The following is a 10,886-nucleotide window of genomic DNA, read 5'->3' as shown; positions in this document are numbered from 1 at the left end:
GGACCATCGATTCGGATCGTAAGCATCTGCAGGCGGTGTTGCGGGAGGCGACCGCGCATCGGGGTGCGTCGCTGGTGGAGATCTACCAGAACTGCAACATCTTCAACGACAACGCCTTCGAGCCGCTGAAGGACCCCGAGGTCCGCGACGACATCACGCTGCGGCTGGAGCACGGTCAGCCGATCGCCAGCGCGTCCAAGGCGGTCATCCGGGGCGCCGACGGCAGCCTGGAGGTCGTGCCCCGCGACGGCGTGGCTGAGGACCGGATCCTGGTGCACGACGCGCATCGCCCGGACCCGTCGGTGGCGTTCGCGCTGTCCCGGCTGGACGAGCCGGCGTTCGAGCACGTGCCGATCGGCATCTTCCGCCAGGTCGACCGGCCGTCCTACGACTCGCTGATGGCCGCTCAGCTGGAGGAGGCGGTGGCGCAGCAGGGCCCGGGTGACCTGGCCGGGCTGCTGATGGGCGGCGACACCTGGCGCATCAGCTAGACAGGCGATCGAGGCGCCGCCGGAGTACCGGCGGCGCCTCAGATGCGTGAGAGCACCCGATCGCTGACGAAGCAGAGCATCCCGAACTCCCTGGCCCGGCGGCAGGCGAAGTCGGCCAGCTCGTCGCTGTCGGCGTAGTCCAGCGCGTACAGGTCGAGCCCGAGGCCGAGCAGGCGTTCGGCGACGGAGGCGTGCGCCTCCAGCACGTCGTCCGGCCACGGCGCGTAGCTCTCGGTGTCGACCCAGCGGGCCGAGAACGACTCGAACAGCACGCCGTCGACCAGGTCGGCGAGCTCGGGCAGCAGCCCGAACCCCCGGTTGGCCAGCAGGTAGCCGGGCCTGGCCTCCTCACGGATGGCGGCGATCAGCAGCAGCAGGTGAGGCAGGTCGTCCGGGTAGTTGTGCTCGATGTTGAGCGTGTCGAGGAACAGGCCGTGGAAGCCGTCGCGCATGGCGCGTACCGCCTGGTCGACCACGTGGGCCACCCAGCGCGGATCGCCCACGTGCACGAACGCGCCGCCCCAGTCGGGGTTGCGCTCCGGCCGGTGCCACGGCGCGGGCGGCCCGACGTCCTCGGTCAGCGACAGGTAGCCGAGGGTCCGCACGCCGCGCTCGCGCAGCAGCTCCAGCTCGGCCCGCGAGTAGAAGTCGGCCTGGAGGACGACCTTGTCGAAGCGGGAGAGCCGGTCGACCTCGCCCGCCCCGTAGTAGAAAGCGATCGGTCCGCTCATCCCGTCCACGACTCCCGGTACCACGCGTACGTCCTGCGGACGCCCTCCTCCAGCGGCACGCGCGGCTCGTACCCGGTGAGCCGGCGCAGCAGCGTGAGGTCGGGGCAGCGGCGCGCGACCGATCCGGCGGGGGCGGGCAGCTCGCGGATGACCGGGTTGACCCCGGCGACCCGCAGGACCAGCTTGGCCAGGTCGCCGATGTTGGTCTCCTCGGTGTCGTCGCCGATGTGCACGATCCGGCCGGCGGCTTCCGGGGCGTCCATGAGCGCCATCATGGCATCGGTGGCGTCGTCCACGTAGCAGAACGCCCGGCTCTGGTCGGAGCCGTAGAGGTCGAAGGGGTCCTCGCCGCGCATGGCGCGCAGCGACAGCTCCGGGATGACGTGGTCGGCGCCCATCCGGGGGCCGTAGACGTTGTGGAAGCGGCCGACGACGGCGGCGAACCCCTTGGCCTCGGCGGTGTGCAGGACGGCTGCCTCGCCGAGCATCTTGGAGATCGCGTAGGTGTAGCGGGGCGAGCCGACGTCCTCGATCATCAGCGGCACGCTCTCCGGCGTCGGCACCGGGACCACGCCGGCGCTGACGCCGCCCGCGTACGCCTCGCTGGTGGAGGCGAAGAACAGCCGCCCGCCGGGGGCGATCCAGTCGAGCAGGTGCATCAGGGCCAGCGTGTTGACCCTGATCACGCGCGCCGGGTCGGACACCACGTTCCGCACGCCGACCACGGCGGCGAGCATGTAGACATGGTCCCAGCGGTGCTCCAGCGCCGCGTACGAGGCCGGGTCGGTGAGGTCGGCCGACCTGATCTCGATCCGGTCGGCGAGCCGGGCCAGCTCCGGGTCGCGGCGGCCGCGGGAGAAGTCGTCGATCACGGTGACCTCATGACCGTCGGCGAGCAGCCGCGCGGCCAGGTGGAGGCCGATGAACCCGGCGCCGCCGAGCAGCAGGACCTTCATGACGCGCGCTCCTTCGCCAGGTAGCCGATGCCGGCGTAGCGGACGCCGCGCGCGATGACGGCGGCCTCGTCGAGGATCCGCCAGGAGTCGAACAGCACCCGCAGGCCCGACCCGGCCAGCTTCTGCGCCACCTCGATCTCCCGGTAGTCCGGATGGTCGTTGATCAGGATCATGGCGTCGGCGTCCGCGAACGCCTTGTCCAGGCTGACCGGCTCGCCCCCGTACTGCCGGATCACCTCGTCGGCGACCAGCGGGTCGTGTCCGCGCACGGTGAGCCCCGCCTTGGCGAAGACCGGCATCATGTCCGCGATCGGGGTGCCGCGCATGTCGTCGGTGGCGGGCCAGCCCTTGTACGCCCAGCCGAGCACGGACAGCCGGACGCCCTCGGTGCGGCCGAACTCCTCCTGGACGAGCTCCACGACCCGCTCGGCGACGTGCCCGGGCAGGCGCTCGTTGAGCGCCCGCGCCCGGCTCACCAGGTACGGTCTGCGCCACGTGCTGGCGAGCATGAGGTACGGGTCCTTGGTCAGGCAGCCGCCGCCCACGTAGCCGGGCTTGGCCAGGTCGGGCCGGGGGTAGTCGAGGTTGGTGGCCCGGATGACCTCCAGCGGGTCGAGCCCGTGCTGTTCGGCGATGAGGGCCAGCTCGTTGCCGAAGGCGTAGATGACGTCGGTGTGGCAGTTGTTCGACAGCTTGACCATCTCGGCGGTCTCCAGGTTGGAGACGGTGATGATCTGGTTGGCCAGGTCGGCGAAGACCTGGACGCCGGCGCGCAGGCTCTCCTCGTCGAGGCCGCCGATCACCTGGGGCAGCTCGACCAGTTCGCGCAGCGCCTGGCCCTGGATGGTGCGCTCGGGCGCCATGACCAGCCGGGGGCGGGCCCAGCGGGCGGCCAGGGCGGGCAGCACGATGTCGCGGCTGGTGCCGATCGGGACCGTGCTGCGGACGACGACCAGCGTGTCCGGGTGGCACCGGCGGGCGACCTCCTCCGCGGCGGCGGCGAGGTTCTCCAGCTTGGGGGTGCCGGTGGTCAGGTCCACCGGGGTGGACACGGACAGGATGGCCGCGTCGAGCGGCTCGTCCGGCAGGTGGTCGCCGATGAAGATCCGCTCGCCGAGGAACTCGGCGAAGGCCTCCGCCACGCCCGGTTCGTAGACGTGGACGCGCCCGCTGGACAGCGCCTCGACGACGCGGGCGCTGGCGTCGACCCCGAACACGGTGTAGCCCTTGCGGGCCATGGCCGCGGTCAGCGTCAGCCCCACGTAGCCCATGCCGATCACGCCGACGGTCTTGGGCATCGGATGCTCCTTTCCTCTCACTGCGGTTCACATGGCGGGCTGACGCGGTCGAGGTCGACCACGGTGACGTTTCCCGCTGTTGCGTGCCTGCGGTAGCGGGCGCAGGCGGCCTCGATGTTCGCCGGGTCCACGGCGTAGTCGGTGGCGAGCACGGCCTTGCCCAGGCTCTTCAGCGCCAGGGCGTCGGCCAGGTTCTGGCGGCACCAGTCCTCGCGGCAAGGGACGTCGGTGGCGCGGAAGAACAGCTCCTCCATCCCGATGCCGTCGATCGCCTCCGGGTAGCCGGTGAAGTGCCGCAGCTCCGGGGAGTTCTGCGGGACGATCGCGAAGCCGGGACGGCGCTGCTTGGCGTAGCGGCTGATGCGGATGACCAGGTCGGCCATCTTCCTGCCGAGGGTGGCGCGGGTCTCGCCGGGCACCGCCGCCAGGTCGATCTCCTCGTACGCGAGCGGGGTGTCGAGGTAGACCCCGTCGAACCCGGCGGCGAGCGCGCGGTCGAGCCGGGGCCGGACGACCTGGTCCCACCAGCGCTCCTCCCAGTAGCGGGCGAAGTGCTCGTCCGGCCAGTCGGGCCAGGTGTGCAGGAGCAGGTCCCGGTCGACGGCCCGGAAGTCGGTGCGGAACTCCTCGATGGAGCCGATCTCGAAGTACGCCAGCATCAGCTTGCCGGTGGCGCGGACGCGGGCGATCTCCTCACGGGTGAAGAAGCCCGCGGCGGTGCCGTCGCGGGACAGGTCGACGATCGCGAGCCGGTGCGGCGACCGGGCGATCGTGTCGAGGCGGCCGTCCGGGTAGCCCTGGAGCACGTACGTGAACGAGGTCACGGACGCCAGCTCGGGCACCGCCGGCCCACCGCCGGGCTCGGGCCCGGCACGGACGGCGGCCTGGACGCACCCGGCCAGCGCGGCGAGCGCCGCCCCGGCCGCCACGACCGGCCTGAGCACGCCCCCGGCGAGGGACGGTCCCGGCCTCACAGCATCGCCTTGATCGAGTCGTGCAGGCCGAACTCCGGCTCCCAGCCGAGGACGTCCCTGCTCCGGGTGAGGTCGGCCCGGCTCCAGCCGACGGTCTCCGAGCGGCCGGGCCCGGACGCGCCCTCCCGGATCTCTCCGGTGAAGCCGGCCTCGGCCGCGAGCAGGCGGACCGCGTCGCGGACCGGCACGGCCCGTCCGCCCCCCACGTTGAAGACGCGTTCCGGCAGGTCGGGCGCGAACGCGGCGCGCACCACCGCGCGGGCCACGTCGCGGACGTCGACGAAGTCACGGCGGGCGCCGAGCGGCCCCAGATCGAGGTCGCGCGCCCCGCCCGTGAGCAGGTCGCGGACCCGGCCGAGCACGCTCTCGCCGGTGATGCCCGGCCCGACCGGGTTGAACACGCGCAGCGAGGCCCCGTCGACCCTGCCGTCGGCGGCCGCCTGCTCCACCAGCAGGGTGCCGGCCAGGTGGCTGATGCCGTAGGCGCTGACGGGCCGGGGCGGGTCCTGCTCACGGGCCGAGCGACCTGGCGGCGTCGGCCCGTACTCGGCGGCCGAGCCCAGCCGGACGAACCGGGCGCCGGGCGCGGCCTCGGCCACCGCCTCGATGATGACGGCGGTGGCCACCGCGTTGCCGCGCATCAGCTCGTCGTACCCGCCGGACATCCGCCCGGCGCAGGTGAGCACGGCGGCCGGGCGGACGGCGCGCAGCAGCGCGGCCACGTCGGCGGGACGGGCGGCGAGCAGATCGAGGTCGGCCCGGCCGGGACAGTGCAGGCCGGTCACCCGAGGGTCCCGCGCCAGCAGTTCCCTGACCTGCCGCCCCAGGAAGCCCGAGGCGCCGAAAAGCAGGACGTCCGTCATCGCACCGGATCCCTGGACGGCAGCGACGGCAGCAGTTGCGGCCTGATCTCGTCGAAGCGGGCGTTGGCCTCGTCGTAGTCGTCGGGCCTGCCGATGTCGAGCCAGTAGCCGTCGAACTCGTAGATGCCCGGCGGCCGGTCCTGCGCGAGCAGGTCGAGGACGAGGTCGTCGAAGCCGAACGACATCCCTTCGGGGTAGCGGGCGATGGTGTCCCTGGACAGCGCGTACACGCCCATGCTGACCAGGTAGCTGAGCAGCGGTTTCTCCCGGAAGCCGACGATCCGGCCGCCGCTCGCCTCCAGCACGCCGAAGTCGATCTTGACGACCCGGGGCGAGGTGGCGACGGTCAGCGGCGCGTCGGAGGCGACGTGCCGGGCCAGCAGGTCGGCGTAGTTCAGGGTGGTGAGCACGTCTCCGTTCATCACCAGGAAGTGCTCCGGCAGCCGATCCCTGATCGGGAACAGCGGCCCGATCGTGGACAGCGGGGCGAGCTCCTCGGTGAAGTCGACCGACAGCCCCCATCGTGATCCGTCGCCGACGAACGCCCGGATGAGCGGGCTGAGATGGCCGACCGCCAGCGTGGCGTGCGTGAACCCCTGGTGGGTCAGCTGCTGCAGGATGATGTCGAGGATCGCGTACTCCTCCCCGATCGGCACCAGCGGCTTGGGCAGGGCGGACGTGTACGGCCGCAGGCGGACCCCCTTGCCGCCCGCGAGTATGACGACGTGCATGTGGTTCCCTCCTGTTGTTCAGCGGTACCGCTGCACGTCCTTGAGGCTGGAAGCCATCAGGACGAGCAGGACGAGGAAGAAGACGAGGCCGGCGAGGAGGAACAGCAGGACGTCGGCCAGAGCTGTCGGGGTCCCGGGCAGCAGCGGGCGCGCCCCCGGGTGCACGGCCAGGGCCAGCGCCTGCGCCGCGCACAGGTGCCGCACCTTGCCCTGGTTGGCCAGCAGGAACGCCACGAAGTAGGCCGCCCCGACGACCACGTGCGCGGCGGCCATGGCCAGGCTCGCGTCCGATAACCTCCCGGTCGCGTGCAGGAACGCCAGCGGCAGCGCGGACAGCGCGGCCAGCGTGACCAGGCAGCCGAGCACGCCCTTGGCCAGCAGCCACCGGCCGTGCGAGGTGAACTCGGCCGGGTAGCGCACCCGCCGGATCGCCGTCCTGGCGTCGTCGTCGAAGACGTGCGCCCGGTACTCCAGCACGCCCATGCCGAGGACCAGCCCGGCGCCGGCGACGGCGATGTCGGTCCTGTCGAGCACGTACGTGGCCTCGGCCTGGAGCAGGAAGAGCGCGGTGAGCAGGCTGTAGAGGAAGGCGGGCGGCAGGCCACGCAGGTTGGCCCGCAGCAGCGTGCGCAGCGGCGGCTCGGCGGCGGGCTCGTCGTCGGCGCCCGGGGCCAGAGTGAGCAGCATCGCGGCGCCGACCACAGCGGCGACGCAGATCACGCCCAGGCAGACGGTCAGCAGGCCGACGAAGCGGTCGGCGACGCCGATGTAGCCGATCCCGGCCAGCACGGCGGGCGCCATCATCGCGGCGAGCCAGGCCTCGCGCCGGTAGAAGAGCAGGATGCCGGACGCGATCTGGAACGCGATCTGCGTGATGCAGAGCGCGACCAGCGCCACGGGCGCGCCCATGGCCAGGGCGAGCCCGGTGGCGGTCAGCGCCGCGCAGCCCACGCCGATCACCAGCCCGGTGCGCAGCACCCGGCCGGCCGAGCGCGGGCAGCCCCGGCCCACCAGCGTGTAGGCGAGCTGGGCGGCGGCGCTGCCGACCACCCAGCCGATCCCGGTGGTGAACACCAGCCCCGGCATCAGCCACTGGGTGCCGACCAGGCCGGAGGCGGCGGGCAGCAGCGCCGCGGGCAGGCCGTACAGCAGGCCGTGCAGGATCTGGGCGACCGGCCTGGCCCGGCGCAGCGGCGCGTCGGGCACCGGCGGCACGGCTTTGGCGGCGACCCGCGAGAACGCGGTCTCGGCCAGCGAGAACACGTCCGTGTGGCCGTACCGCTCGCGGGCGATCTTGTCGTTGAGTCCCTCGCTCTCCAGGATGGCGGCCACCTGGAGCGGCTCGACGGCGCGGGCCAGGCTGGCGTCCATGGGCTCGATGAGGTCGTCGATCGGGTGCGCGTGCCCGTCGTCCCTGGTCGCGGTCATGGCCTCAGCTCCGCGTACACGGCGCGGTAGTCGTCCAGCGACTGCTGGAGGGTGAAGCGTTCCAGCACCCGGCCGCGTGCGATCGCGCCCAGCCGGCGGCGCAGCGGCCCGTCCTTGAGCAGGCGCACGGCGGCGTCGGCGGCGGCCACGTGGTCGCGCGGCGGCACGATCAGCCCGGCGTCGGCGACCGCCTCGGCGACGCCGCCGACGTTGGTGCACACGACGGTCCTGCCGCAGGCCATGGCCTCCACGACCGTGTAGGGGAAGCCTTCGGAGATGCTGGTGAGCGCGACGACGCTGCCCGCGTGGTAGGCGTCGACGGGGGTGGACACGCGGCCCTCGAACACGGCCGCGCCCTCCAGGTCCAGTTCGTCGATGAGCTCCAGGCAGCTCTGGTAGTAGCTCTCGTTGCCGGACGGCACGCCGCCGAAGATGCGCAGCCGGGCGTCCGGGATCTTGTCGCGGACGATCGCGAACGCCCTGATCAGCGTGTGCAGGTCCTTCAGCGGGTCCACCCGGCCCATGAAGACCAGGGTCGGCTCGTCGGGCTCGGACTCGGCGAGCGGGAAGTCGTCCGGGTCGACGCCGTTGTACATGACCCTGATCCGGTCCGGGTCGGCGCCGTTGTGCAGCTGCCAGCGCCGGTTGTACGAGGAGTGCGGGGCGATCCGGTCGGCCGCCACGTAGGCGGCGCCGGCCAGCCTGCGGAAGAAGCTCAGCAGCAGCACCCGGACCGCGTGCGAGACGGGCTCGTGCACGTACTGCAGGTAGCGTTCACGCAGGTAGACCCCGTGTTCCGAGAGCACGACGGGGGTGCCGTACTGCCATTTGGCGGTCATCGCGACGAGCATGCTGAGACCGTTCATGGCCACATGGGTCAGGTCGGTGCGGAGCGGCGGCTCGGCCAGCGGGCGCAGCATGTGGCCCATCAGGTCGCCGGCCACGATCGCGTCGGCCAGGTTGATGCCGTCGGTCCTGTTCCAGTACCACGCGTCCATGAGCTGGGTGAGCGAGTCGTTGGCGACCAGGGCGCCCACCAGGTCGCCGCCGTCGTGCGCGTACCTGTAGAGCGACTCCAGCACGGCCAGGAACTCCTCGCTGCCCGCGCCCATGACGGCCGGGGTGAGCACGATCTGCAGGAAGCGCTCGTACGCCTCGGCGAAGTCCCGGCCGGGCGGGCGGCCGGGTCGCCGGCCGCCGCCCTTCCACAGCGGGAGGTTGATGACCTGCTCCAGGTTGGGCGGCAGCTCCCACACCGGCCGTTCGTCGCCGTCCACGGTCATGGTGACGACGTCCCACCGGTAGTCCGGCATGCCCCTGATGAGCTGGTCCATCCACACGCTCACGCCGCCCATGGCGAACGGGTACGTGCCCTCGGACACGAGCGTCACTTTCACGGGCGCACGCTCGCGTTGACGGTGAGCGGGACGCCGGCCGTCAGGTCGAGGTGGGCGACGGTGTCGGTGCCGTACGCGGTCGCGCCCGGCGCCGCGGCGTTGGTGGCGAACACCTCGGCGTCGGCCGCGGCGCTGAATGTGACCGTGCCGGCAGCCCGGTCGAACACGGCACGCACGCCGGCCAGGTCGTCGAAGTGGTCGGTGCGGTCCTCGACGTAGCCGGCCAGCCCGCCCCAGTTCGGGGTGAGCAGCGGGACGTTGTAGTAGCTCTCGTACTTGGCCATCACGGCCTTCAGCCAGTCGAAGACCAGGCTCTTGTTCGAGCCGTAGTTGCGCAGGTTGCCCTGGTGGAACGTGTGCGTGTACACCGACCCCGACATGACGTGCTGCATGGCGACGTCGCTCTCGTGGCCGAGGACCTGGGCGTAGGTCTGGTCCACCGGCCAGTACGGGAACTTGCCGTTCGGGCCGTAGTAGGAGTTGTAGAACAGCGTCTCCTCGGCCGGCGTGGTCGTGTGGTACGCGATGTTCGTCGGCCAGTCGGGCACCACCATGACCGACGGCTCCAGCGGGTGGCGGATGCCGCAGTTGAAGCACGCGGGCCGGTGGCTGCCGAACGACATGTTGCCGTGGAGATACTTCACGCCCAGGTCGGCGGCGGCCTGCAGCAGGTGCGGGTTGGACGCGGCCAGGCCGTGGTCGGTCGGCGGGTCGATGTCGTTGTTCGGGTCCGGGTGGTAGACGCCCAGGCCCGAGTACTCGCCGGTCTTGAGCACGGTCGGGTCGACGGTGAAACCGAGCGCGGCGGCCCTGGTCAGGTTGTCCTGGATCTCGGCGTGGCTGGTCGCGTAGTCGGTGTCGTTCATCTTGGGGTGGGTGAACGTGTGGTTGATCCAGGTGAACGAGGTCTTGCGGCAGCGCGAGTACGCGGTCAGCCCGTCGGTGAGCAGCGGCGGCAGCAGGCACATGGAGGGCGCGTTCGGGTCGGATCCCTCGCCGTTGTAGGCGATGTTGAGCTTGAACGCGCCGGCCAGCGGGTGCCCGGTGCGGAAGGAGTTCTGCTGCTGGTACGTGCTCACGGCGTCGTTCCTGCTCAGCCGGAAGCCCGGGTTGGAGTCGACGGTGCCGTTCGGGAGCAGGTGGTCGGTGTAGCTGAACCAGTCGTCCACGTCCGCGTTCAGGTAGTGCCGCTGCTCGCCCAGGTAGAGCCCCCTGGTCGCCCACCGGAACAGCCCGAAGGTCAGCAGGTCGGCCTGCGGGAGGTACTGGTTGGAGGTGAAGGTCAGCGCGGCCCGCTCACGGCCGTCGGTGGACGTGCTGCGCACGCCCAGCACGTCGGCGCCGCTGGTGATGAGCGGGTCGGCGGCGCAGCCGGCCGCGATCGTGCTCCGGTAGAGGTACGAGAGCGAGATCGGCACGTTGACGCCGTTGCGCAGGTAGTCGAACACGCCCGCGCCCGCCGGGGTCAGCGCGGTGCTGATCGGCGTGTCGCCGACGCCGCCCTCGCTGCCGGCCCGCAGGCAGTAGTCCTCGGGCCAGGTCCCGTACGCGGTGTAGAGCGAGACCTGGCGGACGCCGTAGTCGCGCTCGTACGCCCATAGAACGTTCCATTCGTTGGCGTCGAGGCCGCTGAGATACTGGCCGCCGTCCTCGTAGAGCAGGCTGTTGCTGGTGAGCAGGATCGCGTTGTAGCGGCCGGCGCCGTCGGCGGCGATCAGGTTGGGGAGCGACTCGGTCCTGGTGTGCACGACGTCGTAGGCGGCGCCGAGCCGGTCCAGCGCGGCCCGCCAGGTGTCCTCGCCCCAGTCGTTCTCGTCCACGGCGACGACGAGGGCGCGCAACTCGACCTGGTCGGTGGCGGCCGCGGCGAGGGCTCGCGCGGTGGTTGCGGCGCGGGTGTCCTGCTTTATCGGGACTTTGCCCGACTTTTTCGGTATCGGCCGTGGAATGTCCACTTTTGGACGGTCGACCTGTCCGCGTACCGGCGCGTGACCGTGCGTTCGATCTTTGGGTGAGG

At 71.7% G+C, this 10,886-nt stretch carries 9 protein-coding genes and 1 pseudogene; 1 reads left to right on the top strand and 9 read right to left on the bottom strand.

Annotated features, from left to right (window positions below):
* Positions 1 to 491 (top strand): annotated as a pseudogene (locus ACGFI7_RS32780) (2-oxoacid:ferredoxin oxidoreductase subunit beta); the annotation flags it as partial.
* 38 nt (positions 492 to 529) lie between these two features.
* Here ACGFI7_RS32780 and ACGFI7_RS32775 read toward each other — a convergent pair.
* Genes ACGFI7_RS32775 through ACGFI7_RS32735 form a run of 9 tightly spaced genes read right to left on the bottom strand, consistent with a single transcriptional unit; the run spans position 530 to position 10,824 of the window.
* A complete protein-coding gene (locus ACGFI7_RS32775; RefSeq protein WP_393411391.1) occupies positions 530 to 1,222 on the bottom strand; it encodes a hypothetical protein in 693 nt (230 codons plus the stop codon).
* A complete protein-coding gene (locus ACGFI7_RS32770) occupies positions 1,219 to 2,178 on the bottom strand; it encodes an NAD-dependent epimerase/dehydratase family protein (RefSeq protein ID WP_393411389.1) in 960 nt (319 codons plus the stop codon). Before ACGFI7_RS32770 ends, ACGFI7_RS32775 begins: the two co-directional genes overlap by 4 nt.
* On the bottom strand, positions 2,175 to 3,476 hold the full coding sequence (locus ACGFI7_RS32765) for a nucleotide sugar dehydrogenase (protein WP_393411387.1): 1,302 nt from the start codon (positions 3,474 to 3,476) through the stop codon (positions 2,175 to 2,177). The genes ACGFI7_RS32770 and ACGFI7_RS32765 overlap by 4 nt, the downstream gene beginning before the upstream one ends.
* A 17-nt stretch (positions 3,477 to 3,493) precedes the next feature.
* Positions 3,494 to 4,450: an endo alpha-1,4 polygalactosaminidase gene (locus ACGFI7_RS32760; RefSeq protein WP_393411385.1), complete on the bottom strand. Its 957-nt coding sequence runs from the start codon at positions 4,448 to 4,450 to the stop codon at positions 3,494 to 3,496.
* Positions 4,447 to 5,313 carry an NAD-dependent epimerase/dehydratase family protein gene (locus ACGFI7_RS32755; protein WP_393411383.1) on the bottom strand — a complete coding sequence of 289 codons (867 nt, stop codon included), beginning with the start codon at positions 5,311 to 5,313 and terminating at the stop codon, positions 4,447 to 4,449. The genes ACGFI7_RS32760 and ACGFI7_RS32755 overlap by 4 nt, the downstream gene beginning before the upstream one ends.
* Positions 5,310 to 6,044 carry a sugar phosphate nucleotidyltransferase gene (locus tag ACGFI7_RS32750; protein ID WP_393411381.1) on the bottom strand — a complete coding sequence of 245 codons (735 nt, stop codon included), beginning with the start codon at positions 6,042 to 6,044 and terminating at the stop codon, positions 5,310 to 5,312. The genes ACGFI7_RS32755 and ACGFI7_RS32750 overlap by 4 nt, the downstream gene beginning before the upstream one ends.
* 18 nt (positions 6,045 to 6,062) lie before the next feature.
* Positions 6,063 to 7,472, bottom strand: coding sequence for a hypothetical protein (locus tag ACGFI7_RS32745; RefSeq protein WP_393411379.1), 1,410 nt, complete (start codon positions 7,470 to 7,472; stop codon positions 6,063 to 6,065).
* Positions 7,469 to 8,869 carry a GT4 family glycosyltransferase PelF gene (gene pelF / locus ACGFI7_RS32740; protein ID WP_393411377.1) on the bottom strand — a complete coding sequence of 467 codons (1,401 nt, stop codon included), beginning with the start codon at positions 8,867 to 8,869 and terminating at the stop codon, positions 7,469 to 7,471. The genes ACGFI7_RS32745 and pelF overlap by 4 nt, the downstream gene beginning before the upstream one ends.
* Positions 8,866 to 10,824, bottom strand: a complete 1,959-nt coding sequence (locus ACGFI7_RS32735) for a hypothetical protein (RefSeq protein WP_393411375.1) — start codon at positions 10,822 to 10,824, stop codon at positions 8,866 to 8,868. Before ACGFI7_RS32735 ends, pelF begins: the two co-directional genes overlap by 4 nt.
* Positions 10,825 to 10,886: the final 62 nt, after the last annotated feature.

Origin of the sequence: Nonomuraea sp. NPDC048826, from assembly GCF_043198225.1 — a bacterium.
GTDB lineage: Bacteria > Actinomycetota > Actinomycetes > Streptosporangiales > Streptosporangiaceae > Nonomuraea.
Note: the sequence above shows the minus strand (reverse complement) of the source record. Positions and strands in the feature narration are given on the sequence as shown.

Bases quoted from the DNA above. Each gene is read 5' to 3' on its own strand.
- ACGFI7_RS32775 (WP_393411391.1), bottom strand. From the start codon at position 1,222: ATGAGCGGACCGATCGCTTTCTACTACGGGGCGGGCGAGGTCGACCGG.
- ACGFI7_RS32770 (WP_393411389.1), bottom strand. From the start codon at position 2,178: ATGAAGGTCCTGCTGCTCGGCGGCGCCGGGTTCATCGGCCTCCACCTG.
- ACGFI7_RS32765 (WP_393411387.1), bottom strand. From the start codon at position 3,476: ATGCCCAAGACCGTCGGCGTGATCGGCATGGGCTACGTGGGGCTGACG.
- ACGFI7_RS32755 (WP_393411383.1), bottom strand. From the start codon at position 5,313: ATGACGGACGTCCTGCTTTTCGGCGCCTCGGGCTTCCTGGGGCGGCAG.
- ACGFI7_RS32750 (WP_393411381.1), bottom strand. From the start codon at position 6,044: ATGCACGTCGTCATACTCGCGGGCGGCAAGGGGGTCCGCCTGCGGCCG.
- ACGFI7_RS32745 (WP_393411379.1), bottom strand. From the start codon at position 7,472: ATGACCGCGACCAGGGACGACGGGCACGCGCACCCGATCGACGACCTC.